The 19090-nt window shown below is 32.3% G+C and carries 26 protein-coding genes; 16 read left to right on the top strand and 10 right to left on the bottom strand.

What is annotated here, in order from left to right:
* Positions 1–81 precede the first annotated feature (81 nt).
* The 4 genes from ACQY22_RS07220 to ACQY22_RS07205 all read left to right on the top strand — a co-directional run bounded on the left by ACQY22_RS07220 (position 82) and on the right by ACQY22_RS07205 (position 2001).
* The gene (locus tag ACQY22_RS07220; RefSeq protein ID WP_428324023.1) at positions 82–444 is read left to right on the top strand and encodes an SHOCT domain-containing protein; all 363 of its coding nucleotides are present in this window, start codon (positions 82–84) and stop codon (positions 442–444) included.
* A gap of 2 nt (positions 445–446) precedes the next feature.
* Positions 447–902 (top strand): cupin domain-containing protein, encoded by a 456-nt coding sequence (locus ACQY22_RS07215; RefSeq protein WP_428324022.1) that lies wholly within the window; start codon positions 447–449, stop codon positions 900–902.
* A 2-nt stretch (positions 903–904) separates the two neighbouring features.
* Positions 905–1267 (top strand): cupin domain-containing protein, encoded by a 363-nt coding sequence (locus tag ACQY22_RS07210; RefSeq protein WP_428324021.1) that lies wholly within the window; start codon positions 905–907, stop codon positions 1265–1267.
* 62 nt (positions 1268–1329) lie between these two features.
* Complete coding sequence (locus tag ACQY22_RS07205; protein ID WP_428324020.1) at positions 1330–2001, top strand: DnaJ domain-containing protein; 672 nt, start codon at positions 1330–1332, stop codon at positions 1999–2001.
* A 1-nt stretch (position 2002) separates the two neighbouring features.
* On the opposite strand, the gene ACQY22_RS07200 is transcribed toward ACQY22_RS07205, so the two are convergent.
* Genes ACQY22_RS07200 through ACQY22_RS07190 form a run of 3 tightly spaced genes read right to left on the bottom strand, consistent with a single transcriptional unit; the run spans position 2003 to position 2893 of the window.
* Positions 2003–2410 (bottom strand): HIT family protein, encoded by a 408-nt coding sequence (locus ACQY22_RS07200; protein WP_428324019.1) that lies wholly within the window; start codon positions 2408–2410, stop codon positions 2003–2005.
* A 35-nt stretch (positions 2411–2445) separates the two neighbouring features.
* Entirely contained in the window at positions 2446–2724 is a 279-nt protein-coding gene (locus tag ACQY22_RS07195; protein ID WP_428324018.1) for a hypothetical protein, read from the bottom strand.
* Between the two features lies 1 nt (position 2725).
* Positions 2726–2893 carry a hypothetical protein gene (locus ACQY22_RS07190; RefSeq protein WP_428324017.1) on the bottom strand — a complete coding sequence of 56 codons (168 nt, stop codon included), beginning with the start codon at positions 2891–2893 and terminating at the stop codon, positions 2726–2728.
* Positions 2894–2947: 54 nt separating this feature from the next.
* Here ACQY22_RS07190 and ACQY22_RS07185 point away from each other — a divergent pair, with 54 nt between their 5' ends.
* The 3 genes from ACQY22_RS07185 (at position 2948) to ACQY22_RS07175 (ending at position 5530) form a co-directional block, all read left to right on the top strand.
* Complete coding sequence (locus tag ACQY22_RS07185; protein WP_428324016.1) at positions 2948–4087, top strand: 3-hydroxyacyl-CoA dehydrogenase NAD-binding domain-containing protein; 1140 nt, start codon at positions 2948–2950, stop codon at positions 4085–4087.
* A gap of 67 nt (positions 4088–4154) precedes the next feature.
* Positions 4155–5090 (top strand): NAD-dependent epimerase/dehydratase family protein, encoded by a 936-nt coding sequence (locus ACQY22_RS07180; RefSeq protein WP_428324015.1) that lies wholly within the window; start codon positions 4155–4157, stop codon positions 5088–5090.
* 11 nt (positions 5091–5101) lie between these two features.
* Positions 5102–5530, top strand: coding sequence for a GtrA family protein (locus ACQY22_RS07175; protein ID WP_428324014.1), 429 nt, complete (start codon positions 5102–5104; stop codon positions 5528–5530).
* A gap of 66 nt (positions 5531–5596) precedes the next feature.
* On the opposite strand, the gene ACQY22_RS07170 is transcribed toward ACQY22_RS07175, so the two are convergent.
* Complete coding sequence (locus tag ACQY22_RS07170) at positions 5597–7639, bottom strand: B12-binding domain-containing radical SAM protein (RefSeq protein ID WP_428324013.1); 2043 nt, start codon at positions 7637–7639, stop codon at positions 5597–5599.
* 164 nt (positions 7640–7803) lie between these two features.
* Here ACQY22_RS07170 and ACQY22_RS07165 point away from each other — a divergent pair, with 164 nt between their 5' ends.
* Entirely contained in the window at positions 7804–8760 is a 957-nt protein-coding gene (locus tag ACQY22_RS07165) for a glycosyltransferase family 2 protein (protein ID WP_428324012.1), read from the top strand.
* Between the two features lie 11 nt (positions 8761–8771).
* Here the strand turns inward: ACQY22_RS07165 and ACQY22_RS07160 are convergent, their stop codons facing one another.
* Genes ACQY22_RS07160 through ACQY22_RS07150 form a run of 3 tightly spaced genes read right to left on the bottom strand, consistent with a single transcriptional unit; the run spans position 8772 to position 11472 of the window.
* Positions 8772–10625: a hypothetical protein gene (locus ACQY22_RS07160; RefSeq protein WP_428324011.1), complete on the bottom strand. Its 1854-nt coding sequence runs from the start codon at positions 10623–10625 to the stop codon at positions 8772–8774.
* Between the two features lie 54 nt (positions 10626–10679).
* Positions 10680–10931 (bottom strand): hypothetical protein, encoded by a 252-nt coding sequence (locus ACQY22_RS07155; protein WP_428324010.1) that lies wholly within the window; start codon positions 10929–10931, stop codon positions 10680–10682.
* Between the two features lie 31 nt (positions 10932–10962).
* A complete protein-coding gene (locus ACQY22_RS07150; protein WP_428324009.1) occupies positions 10963–11472 on the bottom strand; it encodes a TIGR00725 family protein in 510 nt (169 codons plus the stop codon).
* Positions 11473–11547: 75 nt separating this feature from the next.
* Here ACQY22_RS07150 and ACQY22_RS07145 point away from each other — a divergent pair, with 75 nt between their 5' ends.
* From ACQY22_RS07145 to ACQY22_RS07135, 3 genes are all read left to right on the top strand, one after another.
* The gene (locus ACQY22_RS07145) at positions 11548–11670 is read left to right on the top strand and encodes a hypothetical protein (RefSeq protein ID WP_255430769.1); all 123 of its coding nucleotides are present in this window, start codon (positions 11548–11550) and stop codon (positions 11668–11670) included.
* A 64-nt stretch (positions 11671–11734) separates the two neighbouring features.
* Positions 11735–12145, top strand: a complete 411-nt coding sequence (locus ACQY22_RS07140) for a hypothetical protein (protein ID WP_428324008.1) — start codon at positions 11735–11737, stop codon at positions 12143–12145.
* Positions 12103–12345 (top strand): C2H2-type zinc finger protein, encoded by a 243-nt coding sequence (locus ACQY22_RS07135; protein ID WP_428324007.1) that lies wholly within the window; start codon positions 12103–12105, stop codon positions 12343–12345. The genes ACQY22_RS07140 and ACQY22_RS07135 overlap by 43 nt, the downstream gene beginning before the upstream one ends.
* On the opposite strand, the gene ACQY22_RS07130 is transcribed toward ACQY22_RS07135, so the two are convergent.
* The 3 genes from ACQY22_RS07130 to tuf are packed head-to-tail and all read right to left on the bottom strand — an operon-like array spanning position 12346 to position 14190.
* Complete coding sequence (locus tag ACQY22_RS07130; RefSeq protein ID WP_012215415.1) at positions 12346–12549, bottom strand: RNA polymerase Rbp10; 204 nt, start codon at positions 12547–12549, stop codon at positions 12346–12348.
* A gap of 22 nt (positions 12550–12571) precedes the next feature.
* Entirely contained in the window at positions 12572–12880 is a 309-nt protein-coding gene (rpsJ, locus tag ACQY22_RS07125; protein WP_012215416.1) for a 30S ribosomal protein S10, read from the bottom strand.
* Between the two features lie 11 nt (positions 12881–12891).
* Positions 12892–14190: a translation elongation factor EF1A family protein gene (gene tuf / locus ACQY22_RS07120; RefSeq protein WP_428324006.1), complete on the bottom strand. Its 1299-nt coding sequence runs from the start codon at positions 14188–14190 to the stop codon at positions 12892–12894.
* Positions 14191–14320: 130 nt separating this feature from the next.
* Between tuf and fbp the strand changes: the two genes are divergently transcribed.
* From fbp to endA, 5 genes are all read left to right on the top strand, one after another.
* Positions 14321–15457: a fructose-1,6-bisphosphate aldolase/phosphatase gene (fbp, locus tag ACQY22_RS07115; protein ID WP_428325537.1), complete on the top strand. Its 1137-nt coding sequence runs from the start codon at positions 14321–14323 to the stop codon at positions 15455–15457.
* 68 nt (positions 15458–15525) lie between these two features.
* Entirely contained in the window at positions 15526–15933 is a 408-nt protein-coding gene (locus tag ACQY22_RS07110; protein WP_428324005.1) for a hypothetical protein, read from the top strand.
* 36 nt (positions 15934–15969) lie between these two features.
* Complete coding sequence (locus ACQY22_RS07105) at positions 15970–17736, top strand: ATP-dependent DNA ligase (RefSeq protein ID WP_428324004.1); 1767 nt, start codon at positions 15970–15972, stop codon at positions 17734–17736.
* A gap of 66 nt (positions 17737–17802) precedes the next feature.
* The gene (locus tag ACQY22_RS07100) at positions 17803–18456 is read left to right on the top strand and encodes a DUF47 domain-containing protein (RefSeq protein WP_428324003.1); all 654 of its coding nucleotides are present in this window, start codon (positions 17803–17805) and stop codon (positions 18454–18456) included.
* Between the two features lie 90 nt (positions 18457–18546).
* Positions 18547–19083 (top strand): tRNA-intron lyase, encoded by a 537-nt coding sequence (endA, locus tag ACQY22_RS07095; RefSeq protein ID WP_428324002.1) that lies wholly within the window; start codon positions 18547–18549, stop codon positions 19081–19083.
* Positions 19084–19090 lie beyond the last annotated feature (7 nt).

Here is a 19090-nt window from a genome sequence, read left to right as displayed (position 1 = left end):
AACTATACAAAGTACACAATTCTATCTATTAAACCAATTCTGTTAGGAAAAGAATAATAGATTTGAGATTAATCAAAAAGTATGGCTGCAAAAAAAACAGGATATATTGAAAAATTTCTAAAAAAAGCAGACAAAGCGCTTCAAGATGGAGTAAAAAGAGCAGATGAGGTTCTAGAAGATGCAGTAGAATTTGGAACGATGACTGCAAAACAAGCAGCTCAGGCAAGCAAAGAGCTTCGCAGTCAGGCAAAAAAAGAAAGAGACCAACTACAAAAAAGAGGAGTAAAGAAAATTACAGAAGGAATTACTGCTGCAAAAAACGTCACATCGAGTACAGATGAAGATTTGGCAACACTTGAAAAACTAGGCAAACTCAGAAAGTCAGGAGTAATAACAGAAAAAGAATTCCAAGCAAAGAAAAAGAAAATTTTAGGACGAATATAATCATGAAAAAAACAAACATTCAAGGAACTAACGATAAAAGAAATGTAAATCCAAATTGGTTTACATCAAAAACATGGATGAAGGTATTATCTGAAAAAATAAAATCAAAAGATCAAGACATATACCATGTCCATTTTGAAAAAGGTTCTAGAACCAAACTACACGCACATAATGGAAATCAAGTGTTAATTGCAACAAAAGGCAAAGGCAGTTTAGAGATTTTTAGAAGATACGGAACAAGTAAAAATAATTTCAAGATAAAAAAGACTCAGAAAATTATCCTAAATGAGGGAGATATTGTCCACATTCCAGCAAAAACATTACACACTCATGGCTCTACAGATAAGAAAAAGACATTTTCTCACATTGCCATAAACATATTGCCAAAAAAGAATTCTGAATACAAAACAGTTTGGTGGGAATCAGATTTTAAATCAAAGGTAACAGAAATAATCTAAAAATGTCACTGAGAAAAAATTCAGAGATAGAATCAATTCAAGGGGCAGAGGGAACTAGCATCAAACAATTTTTCCATCCTCATAACACTCTAGAAGGAATAGGGTATAGTCTTGCACAATTCACATTAGAGCCTGGAAAAGAATCAAAACTTCACAAGTTAAAATCATCTGAAATTTACTATATCCTAGAAGGTAAAGCAGAACTAAGAATTGATGATGAAATCATGAATCTTGAAAAAGATGATTCAGCATTTGTTCCTCCAAACTCTAAACAAAATATCAAAAATATAGGGGATGGGAATTTGAGGTTTCTATGCATTGTAGAGCCAGCATGGAAAGTAGATGATGAAATAATACTAGAATAAACTATTCCTACGCAAAACAATATGAAATTATTTTTAAAATATGGCAAATCTCTAAAAATATAGTGAATACGTATCAGGCGCTCAAAGTATTAGATGTGGATTCCAATTCATCTCAAGAAGAGATAAAATCAGCATTTAGGAAAAAAGCATTAGAGCACCATCCAGACAAAAACAAGAACAAGAATGAAGATTTAGAGTTTAAAAAAATTACAGAAGCATACGAGTATCTCAAGAAAAATCACCATCAGAGAAATGATGTTTATCACAATACACAATCGCAGTCAAAGCCAAAATCAAATTTCAAAAGAAAGCCATGGGGAGCACCAGATGATGAGACAATTCCAGAACAAGATTGGGGGAAATACACAAAAGAGTTTGAGGAAGGAGATCCTGATTTTTGGAAAGAGTATGAAAAGAATTTTTGGGAAGAGTACAATGCCAAAGTTCGCTCAGATGGGAGAAATGGAGAATATGAAAAGGCAAAAGAGCCTAAAAAACAGCCCAATCTCTATGTAGATGTAGATAAGAGTCTGTGTATTGGTTGCTGCAGTTGTGAAATAATTGCACCAGATGTTTTTGAAATTAACAAGGAAAGAATGATGAATCCAAAATCATCAGTTATTGATCCAAAAGGTGCAGGAGTAAACAAGATTATGGATGCAGCAATGACCTGCCCTACAAAGGCAATAATTGTTGAAGATGTAGATACAAAAGAAAGAATGTATCCCTACTAGTTTAGAGTTTTAATTTCTCATAAAGTTCATCTAATTCAGATTCAGGTAATTTCAAGGCACCATCAAACATACTGTGTATTGCAGATGCTGAATCGTCTGAAGATCTTGGAACCAAATGTACATGAATATGTGGTACTTCTTGTCCTGCTTCTTTTCCGTTATGAACTGCAACTAGAGTTGCACCAGTAATAGAATCAACTTTTGCAACCATCTTATGAACAAGGGAAAACAAGTCAGTATTTTCATCATCAGACATGTCTTGAATTTTTTGATGATGATTCTTTGAGATTACCAAAACATGTCCTTTTGCTAGAGGAAAGGCATCAAGAAATGAAATTGATGCAGATGTTTCTCCAAGAATTTTACAGGGAATTTCTTTTGCAATAATTTTACAAAATATACAATCCATGATATTTCATATTTTTTTTAATATTAAATCATTAATCATGGTTCAGTAATTGTTGCCCATGCCAGACCTTCACCATACGTGATATTCACCACATCACCAGGTTGCAGGGTACAATCTTCAATTATTTTTGGAATGGCATCACTAGTTTCAACATAACATATTCCATTATCATTACTCAAGATTTCTACATCTTCAGTAATGTTGTCTCGAATTAAATTCCAAAATGGGAAAACTATTGTAGATAATACTAGTCCTGCTATTACTAAAGCCCCACCAAAAACTAATCCACCTTTTTGGCCTGAACTAAGTTCCATCCTACCAAGTACCGCCATCACCTGCATTAGGATCTAACTTCTTTGCAGGAACATTTCCATGTGCTTTTTTCATGTGTCTTTTCAGACGTTCAGGATCATGTAGTTCTGTACCACAAGTATCACATTTTGTTTTACTTTCATCGTCTTTGTTACGTTTGAACAAACCCATATTTTCTTAAAATTTTGAAATACATTATAAAGGATACGTGATTTTGGGAAGAACATGACAATAAAAAACATCACAGTGTTGGGTTCCGGAGTAATGGGGCACGGTATTGCCCAGGTTTCAGCCACAGCAGGATACAATATTGTTCTAAGAGATATCAAACAAGAATTTTTGGATAAAGCCATGGAAAAAATTCGATGGAGTTTAGATAAACTAGTTTCAAAAGAAAAAATTTCAAAAGAAGAAGGAGATGCAATTTTTGGCAGAATCAAACCAGTTGTAGATCTAAAAGAAGCAGTAAAAGATGCAGAAATGGTAATTGAAGTAGTTCCAGAAATTATGGATTTAAAGAAAAAAGTATACGCAGAACTTGATGAAGCAGCAGCACCTAAAGTTATCTTTGCATCAAACACAAGCACATTACCAATTACAGAGATTGCAAATACAACATCAAGATCAGATAAATTCATTGGAATTCATTTCTTTAATCCGCCACAACTAATGAAACTAGTAGAAGTGATTCCAGGTGAAAAAACATCTCAAGAAATTACGGATTTAACTAAAGATTATGTAAAGTCTGTGAACAAACAAGCAGTTCTATGTAGAAAAGATGTTCCAGGTTTTATCATTAACAGACTATTCATTCCAATGGTACATGAAGCATGTTTTGTCAAAGACAGAACAAATGCAACTCTTGAAGAAATTGATTCAGCAGTCAAATTCAAGCTAGGATTTCCTATGGGCATCTTTGAATTAGCAGACTTTACAGGCATGGATGTAATTCACAAAGCAACAGTTGAGATGCATCTAAGAGACAAAAAAGTAATCAACCCACACCCACTAGTTGAAAAAATGTTTGATGAAAAAAAGCTAGGACAAAAATCAGGTGAGGGGTATTACAAATATTCTGATGACAAATATGAAAGAGTAACATTATCTGAAGAGTTAGCAGAGAAATGTAATCCAATTCAACTTGTTGCAAATATTCTAAACAATGCATCATGGCTTGTAACTAATGGTGCAAGCGATATTGAAGAAATTGAAAAAGCAGCTCAATTAGGATTAGGATTGAAAAAGCCATTATTTGAGACAGCAAAAGAGATAGGAATCAAAAATATTGTAGATGAGTTGAACAAGCTTGCAGAAGAACATGGTGAGTTTTACAAACCAGACCCATTATTATTGTCCATGATATAACTATTCCAAATTTTGTTATGTCAGAATATAGCTTATATCTTACTTTTTTGGAATTTTTCCAGATAAAATGACAAAAATTCTCATTACAGGGGGGACAGGTTTTGTAGGTTCAAATTTAGTTAGAAGACTAGCAAAATCAAATAATGAAATTCATTTACTAACAAAAAAGTCATCAAATTTTTGGAGGATCAAAGATATCAAAAAAGAAATGAATATTCACAAGGTAGATCTTTGTGAAAAAGAAAAACTGAAAAAAATCATTAATAAAATAAAACCAGAAATTATTTTTCATATTGCGGCATACGGGGTTCAACATTCAGAGAACAACATGTCCAAAATCCTTGAATCTAATATTATTGGAACATTTAATCTATTTTCAGTATTAAGTAATCAAAATATAAAAAGAATCATAAATGTTGGAAGTGTTTTCGAATATGGAGAATCAAATAAAAAAAATCTATCAGAAATAGATTGTTTAAGACCATCATCATTTTACGAAATAACAAAAAATACTCAAACAAACATGGCCAATTATTTTTTTAAGTTTAGATCATTACCAATAACAACGTTAAGATTATTTACACCGTATGGAAGGTTTGAAAAAAAAGGGAGATTGATAACAGATATCATGTTATCCATAATAAACAAAAAAGAATTGAAAATTACATCACCTAAGGTTGCTCGAGATTTTATATTCATTGATGATGTCATAGATGTAATGATTAAAGCATCAAAAATTTCAAATATCAATGGAGAAACTTTCAATATTGGATTTGGGAAACCACATTCTGTAGAAAATATAATAAAAATTTCAGAAAAAATTTCAAATCAAAAAATACAAACTACAATTGTAAATAGAGTAGATAAAAAATCTAAACGGAATGGATATGCCAACATAAATAAAGCAAAAAAAATTCTAAATTGGAAACCAAAATATTCTATTGAGAAAGGATTGAAAAAGTCATATGGTTGGTATGAAAAAAATATTTCATATTATCAATAAAGGATCATTGTATGAAAAATATCGAAAACATAATAAAAAAAGCAATATCTAGTACACTAAAAGACCCTCAAATTTTTAAATTTATGATTATAGGTATTGGAAACGCATTACTATTACTACTGCTAACAATATTTTTTACAGAATATTTGAGTATCTATTATGTAATTTCATCAATCATTGCTTATGAAATAACAATAATAACAGGGTTTATTGTTAATGAATACTGGACTTTTGCAAAGATAATAAAAACAGAAACAGTTTATACAAGATTTGTAAAATACAACATTTTTTATTTTTTTGGATTAATAATTAATTCCATATTAGTATTTGTGCTAACTGATTTTATTGAAATAGATTATTCATCAAGTCAAATAATTGCAATTGGGATTGTATTTGTATTTAATTTTACAACAAGCAAAAAAATTAGTTTTAAAAATTAATTTGTTCTCACAAACCCTAAGAAATTTAAATTGAAAAAATATGCACGTTTAGGCATGTATTTGATATTAAATTATTTTAGGGCGTCGCCATAAAGTTTGTTGTGAAATCATTTTCAAAACTTTGGTTTTACCAATTATTGTATCACTATACATTTCAAGTGTGTCCCCAATAATTTTAAATTGGTCATCACTTAAATGAAACAATATTTTTTGTGGGGAATCAAATTTGTAATCTCTTAAAAGCAAAGTACCATTTTTATCAGAAAGCCATTGAAATACATCGTATTGAAATACAAACTCAGGGTTTGTTTGCATTCGATTAGGTCCCAGAGGATTAAAACAGGTACCACGACAATAATCACTAATAGCAGAAAATTCATTACGTATTTCTTCAGAAAAAATTCCATTTTTAACAAGTAAGTCTTTTGAAATTTGTAATAGATAATCTGTCCAAACATCCATGTATTTTGTTAACACTAATGCCTGATAATATTGATAAACATTGATAGCTCCCTTCCCATCTAAAAGATTTTGATATTGAGCGTCATCTTGAATATTAGAAATTATTTCATCAGGAGAATCATATAATTCATCAATTGTAGATTGTTTAAATTGATCAAATATTTTTTGAATTTTTATTGGGGCACAGGGCAACCGTTCAACCATTTGACGGAACAATTCAAAAACATCAACATTATTTTGGTGTAAAAATTTTATCAGAGAATCATACAATACACCTTTTGTGGACATCCATAATGTAAATCCCATCATACGAAGTCGCACATATTCATCAAAAGACATATCTTTTGAGGATACAATAACTTCTTCAATCTCACATATTTTTTTTCCACTACACAAAGTTGTGAAATCCCTTGGGAGAATTCTAAATTTTGTTTCAAATTTCCATTTATTTCGTTGTTCTGGGGTAGCCATTTCTGAACCATCTAAAAGCATGCAAGTATGCACAATAATATCATCCATCTTAGTTGCAACAAGTTTTCTCAGAGATTCAATATGATTTTCATATGTTTCACCAGGCAACCCCAAAATTACTTCAGCCATAGTGTTTAAACCACTTTTTGCAATGGTTGGAGCTAATTGCAGCATTTTTTCGGTACTAATATTATCTCGTTTTATGTTTGATAAAACATCTTCATTTAAAGATTGAACAGACATGTAGAGTACCATAGAACCATTTAGTCGTTGAATCGCTTCAATTATCTGTTCTTTTCTATTTTTACCAGTTGTTGCAATTATTTTACTAGGATAGTTGAATTTTTCTTGAGAACCTGCAATAAAATTACAAGTTTCAAGATCACCAGGAATCATTCCAAAATTTAAATCGCTAATAAACATACTATGAGTATTTTTGTGTACATGTTTAGCAATGTAATTAATTTCAGATTGAGTTCGGTCTTTACTAAATTTATTCACCATGTTAACGGCAGAATTTCCATCAGTACAATATGTGCACAAAAATGGACACCCACGATTAGTTTGCAACATTGGAACCAGTTTACCGTCAAAGAATTTATCCATTAATCCAGTAAGATAAGGAGATGGAATTTCATCAAGGTTTTTCATTCTAACAGTAGGGATAGAGAATTGTAAGTCACCAATTTCATTTCTAGTAATACATCCATCTATAGGAGTTTCCATAATTTTTTCTTTTGCTTGTTCTAATGAATCTAATTTTAAAACTAATTCAACAAGATTTGAAAATCCAATTTCCCCATCAATTGGAACATATGCATCTATATCGGTAAATTTTTTCATAAATTGTTTTTGGGATGGAAGATCAACAGGGAAATTTGGACCCCCCCATATTTTTATAGAGTTAGGATTTTTTTTGGACAATAGTTTAAACATTTCATAACTGACATTATGAGACCAACAATAATTACTCAAGCCTAAAATATCAGGGGGTGAATCAATCAGGGCATTTTCTAAATCAGATATATACTTGAACAAAGTGATTTCAACTTTATCACCAAATTTGTCTAAACAATAACTAGCAATAAATCCAACATTAAGGGGAGTAGCTTCTGTAGATATAGCCACAGTATCATATGTTAAATCCCCCAAGTAGATCTTTAACGGCCTATCCATATTTCTATCAGATCACATTATTCAACTACGAGAGGCATTAAAAAAGTTCTCTAAGAACCGATCGTTTTTGAAAACTCTATAAAAAACAACATCTAAAAAATTTCATGGGACGATTGTACATACTAGCTGGTATTTCATTTAGTATTTTGTTTATACTTAATTTGGTGTGGGGTATTGCAATTATAATATCAGTATTTTCAGGAGGAGTTCAATCGATTCTTAATGATGAGGGGTTAATTGAAACAATAATTTTATCAGTATATACAAAATGGATCTTACTATCAGATATAATTTGGATGTGTTTCTTTATAGTCTTTATATTAAGTAGAAAACAATACAAAACAGAATCAAATCTACATTATTTAACATATAAACCACTTGAGTCAATTAGCATATGTGTGGTAATTCCTGCATGGAATGAAGCAAAATCAATTGAAAAGGTAATCACAGATTTTCAAAAACAAAAATTTGTTAAACATGTTTTGTTAGTAGATAATAATAGTTCAGATAACACAGTAGAAATTGCTCAGAAGGTAGGGGCAATAGTAATTAAAAAAAATGAAAATAAAGGATATTCACATTCAGTGTTATTAGGACTTAAAGAAGCATTAAAAACAGACTCTAATGTTGTTTTATTTACAGAAGCAGATTCTACATATAATGGATATGATATTGAAAAAATGCTTTCATACTTACCAAATGCAGACATGGTTCTTGGTTCAAGATACACTCAAGTTTTATCTGAAAAAGGTAACCAAAATTCACTGATGCATATTTGGGGAAACATACTTTTAGCAAAATTGATTCAGATAAAATACTTCAGTTTAAAGCATTTAGGAGCAGTTAACTTAACAGATGTGGGGTGTGCGATGAGATTAATGAGGAGAGAATGTCTAGAAAAAATTATTCCATTATTATCTAGCAAAGATTCAGAATATCCATATGCTGGAGATTCAATTCAATTACACATAACGATGCTTTCAATTGAGAAAAATTTTAGATTGGTTGAGATTCCAATTACATTCAATAAAAGAATAGGATATTCAAAATTCGAATCAAGTAAATTTACTAAAGGGATTAAATGGGGCGCGATATTCATGTGGTTTATTTTAAAAAGTTAAAATTAATTATTTTAATTAATCCCTAGTTTTGAAAATATTTTATTCTTAGTATCTTTAAAAGTAGACGGATTCAGTTCGCCCGGAGGGTAATTTTTAGAAGATTCAACACATAAAATCAAATTTTTGTTAACTACAAACAAAGCATCATCATTCATGCCTTGAACAGACAAAGTATGACATCCATTTTCAAGATAGGCAGGAAAGAAAGAAATTTCCCAAAACAACATATCATCAGAGATATTTTCTAAAATATCAGTATTCATTGATAATAAATTTGAGGATAGAAAAGGAGTGTCATCAACAAACAAGATTAAAGAAGTAATTTCATTAAAGTCAGATTTTATCCATCCATTCAAAGTAACGAAGTTTTCTTTTAAGAAGATTTTAGAATTATTTTCTACAAATTCACCATTTAATGTTTGGATATCGCCATCCACATCAAAAATATTTGTTATGGAATTTACATTATTTATCAAAAGAGAACGTTCAAACTGTTTTTCCTCAAAAAAACCATTATCAGAAAAAATAGCCATTTTGTTTATTATAAAAAAATTGATCATTGAAAGAAGTTCATCATGAGAAGATGATCTGCTAGGATCACCCATCATATGATAAGAAGAACAACTATGCACGGAATCAATTGTAGGTAAATCAAAACAAGAAGATAATTGTAATTTTAAATCTTCAGTAGGTCCTTCATGAATTTTATCTAAATAATAAACATACGTTGCACCAAGTAATCCTATTTGTAAAATAATAAAAATTATAAAAATAATTTTGACTGTTTTTTTCAAATAGTTATTTTTCAAATTTCGGCTTTCTAAATACAATATAGAAAATAAAACCAAAATACCAATTTCAGTAGCAGTAGACATTATGATGAAATATGATTGGTGTGGGGGACGAACATCAAATCTACCAAGAGTTGTAAGAAGAGTAAAGAGAATACCCATTACAGATAGCGTAACCCAGGGCCAAGAAATGGTAATTTTTTTTATTATCATAAAGGCAGACAAACAAACAATGGATAAAACAATTAGTAAACCAACCAGATGTTTAGCACCATCAGGTGTCAAAGTAAATGGATTGACAACATATTCTAAAGAATAAAGAATTCTGTCAAGAGTCAAAATAGAAGATTGATCAGGACTAAGGGAGTTAGCAGATGTAAGAGTGTAAAATAGAAAAGAGATAGATAAGAATAACAATGTCCAGATTATCAAATGATTTTTATTTTTTCTAAGATTTTTTGAAAGTAAAATAATTCCAGCAATCCAAGATAAATGACCTAATGCTGAAGTAAATGATGCAGTAATTGCAGCAAAAATTGCTAACAAGAACCAATAATTTGAAATTTTTTCTTTAGTAAGAATAGCAATTGTTAAGACGTTTAAAAAAAAAGTTAAATTCCAAACTAATCCAACACTACCAACAATAGAACCATGTATTATTTTTGGATTGAAAACAAATGCAGAAATTGGAATAAGTAACCAAACAAGTCGAGAATCAGTTCTTTTAAGAATATAATAAAAAACAAGAATTGAGGCAGTAAGAAGTCCCCAATTCAAAATAGTTATGTGAAATACGTTATAGGAATTAAGTAAAAAAATAGACATCATCAAAAGCCTATATGAAAATAACAAATGCTCATTTCCTACATCAAAAATAGCATCTACCCAAACAGGATCATTTTGTTGAAAATAGATTGCTGCAAAAACTGCAGACCAGTCATCTGCACGTGGGAAATTTACACCAAAAATAAAAAGTTCAATTAAAAAATAAATTGAGAAGGCAAAAACAGATGGAATAACAATAATAGAATTATATTTTGTAAAATGTTTCTCTTGAAAAAAGTTTAGTAACAAGCACACAATTTACAAAATTTATGATACATTAACTTTGTGAATATCAACAGATAATTAGTTAATTCCCAAATGTTCTTTAATTTTAGTAACATCTTCTCCAATCATTGATATCTGACTGCTTAATGCCCAAACAGAGTTTCGGGATTGGATATTTTGATTATTCAGATATTTTACCAAGGTCATGGTAAATTCAGAGTTGTTTGTTTGCTCTAGATAGGAAATGATTTCATCAATCATTTGAGGAGGCAATCCTTTGTCTAACTTGTCAATGAGTTGTTTGCATTCTTCATCATCTTGAATTGCCATGAATTGTATACATACTTTTGATTAAAGAAGATTATGTAGAGATCAATTCGATTATTTTTGTAACTGCTTCTTTTGCATTGTTTACACCAATAATTTTGACATTTTCTCTATGATCCAAGTACCCATCAATGTATTTCTCTATAGAACCATTGAGATTTCTAATTGCAACCATTGGTTTTTTTGACATGTATGATGCACAAACTTCAGATAGAGTTCCAGATCCACCGCCAATAATTATTACACCATCGGCACTTAGAGCATTAAGAAAGTCACGAGTAAACCCCATTCCAGTAGGAATTACAATATCACAATACTCATTGGCCTCAGAAGCATCATCTTGAGGGATTATTCCAACAGTTAACCCATCTGCGTCTTTTGCGCCATGAGATGCAGCAACCATTATTCCTCCCAATCCACCTGTAACCAGTACAGAATTAGATTTTGCAATTTCTACTCCAACATCATATGCAATTTTTTCATGCTCAGGAGTACAACCATTAGTGTTATTTCCAATAACTAAGATCTGTCGTTTCTTTGCCATACCAAATATTTAGAAATTGGTTTGAAATATCTTCCGAGAGAAAAGGATATTAGTAAAAAATATTATAATTATTTCATGGAAAGACGTTCAATGCCAGTATGTTTTACTGAAAAACAATACAAAATGATCGAAGAATATGCCAAGAGAAACGGTATGCTCAATGCAAGCCAAGCTCTTGAAAAAATTCTAAGCGAATAAACGCTTTTTTGTTATTTTTATTTTGTTTACATTTATAGAATAAGCTATACTAGGTAGATTTGAAATGGGATTATTTAGTAAAAAACCATCATTTTGTACTGTTTGCAATAAAGAACTAACACATAAACACAAACCAAAAAGAGAGTGGGGTATCAAGGGTCCACTTTGTGGAGATTGTCATTTTGAAAAACAAAAAGAGTACTATGAAGGAAAGGTAAGACAGCCATGTGTAGAATGCGGTAAGACTCAAAAAATTACTGATCTGTGGGAACCAAGATGGCAATGGGACATGGAGGGATTACTTTGCAAACCATGTTTTGATAAAAAAGAAGAATCCCATGGGAAAAAGAAAAATTTCTGTTCACTATGTGGCGGCAAGATGGGACTAATCAGATACAATCCAAAGGGAAAATGGAAGATTGACGGTCAGTTATGCAGAAAATGTTGGGACGAGAAAAAAGCAGAGTTAGGATAACAGTGGGTTTTTTTAAAAAGATCAAATGCGATATTTGTAATAGTAAATTTTCAAAACAAGAAGAGTTGATGAATCACAAACAGATTGTTCATGGAAAGGATTTACAATATGATTGTAAAGAATGCAACAAATTTTTCTCGAACATGGAAGATATGAGAACTCATTTACAAAGAGAACACAGTTACAAAAAAGACAGATAACTAAATTGCTTTTACTGTCTTGACTACTGGAGGTCTAACTTTGGTAAATACTCTAAATCCACAAATACATTTGATTTCAGGTAAACGTGATAGTTCAGTGTTTGAAACCATAGTTCCACATCTAAGACAAGAATAATTTACATCAAATGTCTCAACAGGAGTTTCTTCTACTTCATCAAAGTTTTCTTCAGCCATGTTTATCATCAAAGTTTCTATAATTTAGAGATTATGTTAATGAGAGTTCGATGTAGACGTCATCAGGGATTTTTAGTCTCATTAATTGTCTAATTGCTTTATCATCAGCGTTAATGTTGATAATTCTTCTATGCATCTTCATTTCCCATTTTTCATAGGTTTCAGTTCCATTACCACATGGGGATTTTCTAGTAGCAACATGTAATCTTTTGACAGGAAGTGGAGTGGGACCCTTTACCTTAACACCGGTTTTTTTACCGATACCCATGATTTCCCCACATACACCGTCTAACTTTGGTAGACTAGTTGATGTGAGTTTGACACGGGCGGTTTGGGTCATAAAAAATCCGCCTATGGTTTGTACTCTTCGGTAATTTCCTTAACAATTCCTGCGGCGATAGTTGCACCCATATCTCTAAGGGCGAATCTACCCATCTCAGGGAAATCTTGGAATGTTTCAATACAAGTTGGTCTTACCGGTCTAATTTTTACAATTGCGGAGTCACCAACTTTGAGGAATTTTGGATTTTCTTCCTCAACGGCACCAGATGCTGGGTTGATCTTTTGCAAGAACTCAGTAACTGTTGCTGCAACTTGTGCAGTGTGTGCGTGCATAACTGGAGTATAACCAGGTGCGATTGCTGTTGGGTGGTGAATTACAATAATTTGTGCTTTGAATTCTTTTGCAACTGCTGGAGGTGCGTCAGGACTTCCGAGAACATCTCCTCTTTTGATATCTTTCTTTTCAACACCTCTAAGGTTGAAACCAATGTTATCACCTGCTTCTGCAGATGGCATTTCTGTGTGGTGAGTCTCAATAGATTTGATTTCACCAGGAGCGCCTGAAGGCATTACAACAATTTTGTCTCCTGCTTTCATAACTCCTGTTTCAACTCTACCAACAGGTACTGTTCCTACACCAGTAATGGTGTAAACGTCTTGGATTGGAACACGTAGTGGTTTACCAATTGGTTTTTCAGATACTGTAAAGTCATCAAATGCTTCAAGTAGTGTTTTACCAGAGTACCATGACATGTTCTCAGATTTTTTAACCAAGTTGTCACCTTTCCATCCAGAAACTGGAATGAATGGTACGTTTTCTAGTTTGTAACCTACAGATTTGACTAATTTTTCGCCTTTTTCTTTGGCTGTTTTGAAAGCTTCTTCAGAATAGTTGCTATCATCCATTTTGTTGATTGCAACAATTAGTTGGTTTACACCTAAAGTCTTGAGCAAGAATGCATGTTCTCTTGCTTGACCACCTGCTGCAATTGCAGTATCGGTTTCACCTTCTTTAGCGGAAAGTACTAAGACTGCTGCGTCGGCTTCAGAAGCACCAGTAATCATGTTTTTAATAAAGTCCCTGTGACCAGGAGCGTCAATCAAAGTAAAGAAATACTTTGGAGACTCAAACTTTTGGAATGCAAGATCGATAGTAATACCTCTCTCTCTTTCATCCTTAATGTTATCCATAACCCAAGCATACTTGAAAGTATCACCTTTTCCGGTCTTCTCGGATTCGGATGCATGGGATGCAATTGTTCTTTCATCTACAACTCCAAGATCCATCAAGAAATGACCCATAGTTGTTGATTTTCCATTATCAATATGACCTGTAACAATCAGGTTCAAGTGTGGTTTATCTGCCATGTAGAGTGCGTATCTGAGGGCATTTATTACTGTTATGAATTTTTGAAAAAAAATATAAAATTTTTCAATTAATTTCAGATCAGAAGACTTTGCTAAAAGCACATAAATCAAAGGGGCAAAAATGGAAAATATGAAAATTACAGTTTCAGTTATCAAAGCCGATGTTGGCGGTGTCGGAGGACACACAAAACCTAGTGACGGATTACTTGACGCAATTAGAAATACCGTTAAAAATTCAGCAGATTTGCTTATCGATTATTACATAGGATATTGTGGAGACGACACACATATCGTAATGTCTCACACTCATGGAGTAGACAATGAAAAAATTCACAAAATGGCATGGGATGCTTTCATGGCAGGAACTCAAGTTGCAAAAGATGAAGGATTGTATGGTGCAGGACAAGACTTGCTCAAAGATTCCTTCTCTGGAAACGTAAAAGGGATGGGTCCAGGAGTTGCAGAAATGGAATTTGAAGAAAGACCAAATGAAGCATTTACAGTATTTGCAGCTGATAAAACAGAGCCAGGTGCATTCAACTATCCAATCTACAGAATGTTTGTAGACGCACTAAGTAATACAGGATTAATTGTAAACAAGAGTCTTGCAGATGGGGTAAAAATCAACATCATGGATGTTGAGAAAGCTCAGATTGCAGAATTAGAATTATGGCAAGACAAACCAACAATTGAAGCAGCATTAATGTATCCAGGAAGATACGTTGTAGATTCAGTTACAACAAAAGATGGAGAACCAATTCTTGCAGCATCAACTGATAGACTACACAACATTGCAGGAACGTATGTTGGAAAAGACGATCCAATTTGTATGGTTAGAACACAAAAGAAGTTCCCTGCAACTGAAGAGGTAGGAAGTGTCTTTAACAATCCACACTTTGTTGCAGGAAATACAAGAGGAAGTCACAACATGCCATTAATGCCTGTAAAACTAAACTCTGCAGCTACAATCAACTTTTGTATTCCAATAGTTGAAGCACTCGTATTTAGCATGCACAATGGAAAGTTTACTGGACCATTTGATGGATTCTCAACTCCAGATTGGGATCTAATCAGAGAAAGAGCAACAGAAAAAGCCATGGCAATTAGAAGTCAAGGATTTATCCATCCAGCAACACTAGTTCCATCAGAACTAGAATATGCAGAAGGATACAGAGCAAGAATGGATGTTCTTGAAAGCAAGATGAAATCAATGGAAGGAACAGAGTCTAGTGGCGACAGAAAAGAGAATTACGAAGATCCAGACTAGTAATTTCAAAATCTGCAAATCATAAGAAATAGTTAAATCAAAAAAGACCTTACCAAAGTCAGGCAGAAATGAATTTTCAAAAGATTTTTGATTGGAAGACATACATTTTCACAGCACTAGCAGTAATATCATTTTCAAATTTCATGGCAGTTCTATTTGGCCAAACCATACCAGGAGTAATCTTAGACTTTTTCAAAGTTGCAGGAGAATATGTTGTACTAGGAGCAGTCTTTGTGTTTGCACTTGCATGGTTACTCAAAGCAAAGCCACACAATCGCCCAAAACAGTATTCAGTAGTAGTCTTTGATGTTTATGGGAAAAAGAGTCAGATTGACGGATTAAGAACAGAGTTCAAGACACATGATGTTGCATGGAGTTTTATGAAACAGTACAAGAAATCTTATCCATTATACAATTTTGCGCTTGTCTCAGATCTTCCAAAGTCAGATAAACCAACAATTTTTAGATACATCTAGATTCAATTTTTATTCAACAACACACAAGGAATTAGAATGGAGTTTTCCATATTAGCTGATTCATTTAACAGGATGGAATCAACTAGAAAAAGACTAGAATTAACACAGTACTTGGTTGAATTATTTGAAAAAACTCCACAAGAAGTAATTTCAAAGATAGTCTATCTACTACAAGGAAAACTTAGACCAGACTTTGAAGGAGTGGAGTTGGGAGTTGCAGAAAAACTTGCAATAAGAGCAATATCAAAGTCTTCAGGTATACCAATTAAAAAAATTGAAGAAGAGTACAGAAAAGGAGGAGACCTAGGACATGCTGCAGCCATAATCTTAGAACAAAAAACCCAGACAACATTTCTTGTTGAAGACATTACAGTCGAACGAGTTTATGAGACATTATTCAAAATTGCAAAATTAGAAGGCAATAGATCACAAGACATGAAGATGAAATACATCTCCAGCTTGCTTAATGATGCAAGTCCATTAGAGGCAAGTTTCATTCTAAAAATATTGTTAGGCACACTAAGACTAGGGATTGCAGAAAATACGGTAATGGATGCATTAGCAATAGCATTTTCAGGTAACAAAGAGAATAGAAAAATTTTGGAGTATGCATATAACGTTTCTAGTGATTTAGGAAAAGTTGCAGAAATATTATCAACTGAAGGACTAGACAGTGTTGAAAAATTCAAAATAATTTTGTTTAATCCGATTAGACCAATGCTTGCAGACAGAGTAAAGAGTGAACAAGAAGCAATTGAAAAAATGGGAAATGAATTTGCAGCAGAATACAAACTAGATGGAGAAAGAGTACAACTGCACATAGAAGGAGACAAAGTAGTTTTATTTTCAAGAAGTTTAGAAAACATTTCAAGTTATTATCCAGATATTATAGAGAAAATTCCAAAAACAATTCAAGCCGAAAATATTGTACTAGAAGCAGAAGCAGTTGCAATTAATGAAAACACTGGAGAGTTTCTACCATTTCAAGAATTGATGCATAGAAGAAGAAAATACAAAATTGAAAAAGCAGTAACACAATATCCAATTACAGTTAATCTCTTTGACATTCTGTATTGTAATGGAAAAAGTTGTCTCGAATTAGACTACAAGGAACGAAGAGAGAAGATGGAAAAAGTGGTAAAAGAAGATAATTTTGTAAAACACATACCAATGAGCATAATAAAAAATGAAAACGACATTGAAGACTTTTTTGAAAACAGTATCAATGCAGGTAGTGAAGGATTGATGTTAAAGATGCTTGACAAGCCATACCAAGCTGGGTCAAGAGGAAGTCATTGGCTAAAACTTAAAAGAGAATATCAAAATGAACTTGGAGATAGTTTAGATCTTGTTGTGATAGGAGGATTTTTTGGAAAAGGAAGAAGAACAGGAAATTACGGTACTTTGTTATTAGCAACATATGAAGAAGGTGAAGATACATTCACTAGTATCTGCAAAGTAGGAACAGGTTTTTCAGATGAAGATTTAGACCAATTATATCAAATTCTAAATCCCAAAGTAACAATCAAAAAAAATCCACGTGTTGATAGTGAAATGGAAGCAGATGTTTGGTTTGAACCAGAATTAGTAATTGAAGTTGTTGCATCTGAAATCACACTCAGTCCAATTCACAAAGCGGCTAGAGACAAAGTTAGAAAAGGGGCAGGACTTGCATTGAGATTTCCAAAATTTACAGGAAAGATGAGAATCGAAAAAATGGCAGAAGATGCATCAACAAATGAAGAAGTGATCACACTATACCAAGGTCAGAAAAAAGTAGCACATGACAAAAGTCTCATGTGATCATGCTCAAAAGATATGAAAGATCATAGAGGATTTAAATTACCATAGAGTTTGGTTGTTTTTGTTATGTATAGCGGAGAGCTTGAAGTTCAAGCAAAAAGAAAGGCTATAGCAGTTTTACAAGACGAAATCAATAGAATTCTAAACGCTTCCAGAGAACTAGCAACACTTCCTGAATTAATGATGAAAAAAGACAAGACAGGAATCAAAAACACATTAGAGCAAATTTCTACAATTGAAGAAGAAGTAGAAAATCTTAGAAGAAAAATCACACGTGAAGTAGCAGATGTCGGAGGTTTGATCATGAACAGAGAAAATCTTCTAAACACAGCATATACAATGGATGAGATTGCAGGGTACATTACAGGAATTTCATTCAAACTATCAAATGTAAAACCAGCTACACTCAAAAGTGCAAAACTAGACAAAGACTTGACAAAACTAATTGAGTTGGTCGTAGATGAAGTCTACAAACTAAATGAGATTATTCGAAGTCTAAACACAAACACTGCAAATGCAATTGAACTAGCACAAGAAACACAAACAATTGAAAGAGAAATTGACATCAAATACAGACAAGCAACAATAAAACTTCTATCAGAAGTCACCAATACCAAAGAATTAATGTTAATGAAAGACGTAATTGAAGGGATTGAAGAAATGGCAGATAAATGCCAAAGAGTTTCAGATTCTTTCATTTTGTTAGCATTAAGCCTATAAACAAATACATCTACATTTCCACTTTATTTTCTATTTTTAGGAGTATCAAAAATCTAATGAATTCATATACACTAAAGACGTTGTAAAATCATGAAAGGTGAATTAATCGAAAACAGAGTAATTGTTTGGAATATAGAAGATTCACGTAAGCTTTTCAGCAGAGGATATTATGGAAAGCCTATAGGTATTCCAAAACCAAAAATCGAAGAAATTGATGCGCCGCTTGTTTTAGATTTAATTGAATCATTATATCTGCTAGAAAATAAAAAAATTACAATTTCAAAATCAAAACACAAAGTTACAGTTGAACAAATGATAGAAGTTTGCAAAAAAGAACACCATGATTTTGATAAAAAATACCTAGTTTACAAGAACTTTAGAGACAAAGGATACATCATTAACCCTGGAATAAAGTTTGGTTGCGACTTTGCGGTTTATGAGAAAGGTCCAGGAATAGATCATGCACCATTTTTGATTCAAGTGTATAACAGAAATGAACCAATCACATCAACAGGAATTGTACTTGCAGGAAGACTTGCAACATCAGTAAAAAAACAATTCATCTTGGCAATACCCAAAGGCAAAGATAACGTAGATTTTTTGGCTTTAGATTGGTGGAAGGCCTAAGATAGTA

The sequence above is a fragment of the Candidatus Nitrosopumilus sp. genome, assembly GCF_965263415.1.
GTDB lineage: Archaea > Thermoproteota > Nitrososphaeria > Nitrososphaerales > Nitrosopumilaceae > Nitrosopumilus.
Note: the sequence above shows the minus strand (reverse complement) of the source record. Positions and strands in the feature narration are given on the sequence as shown.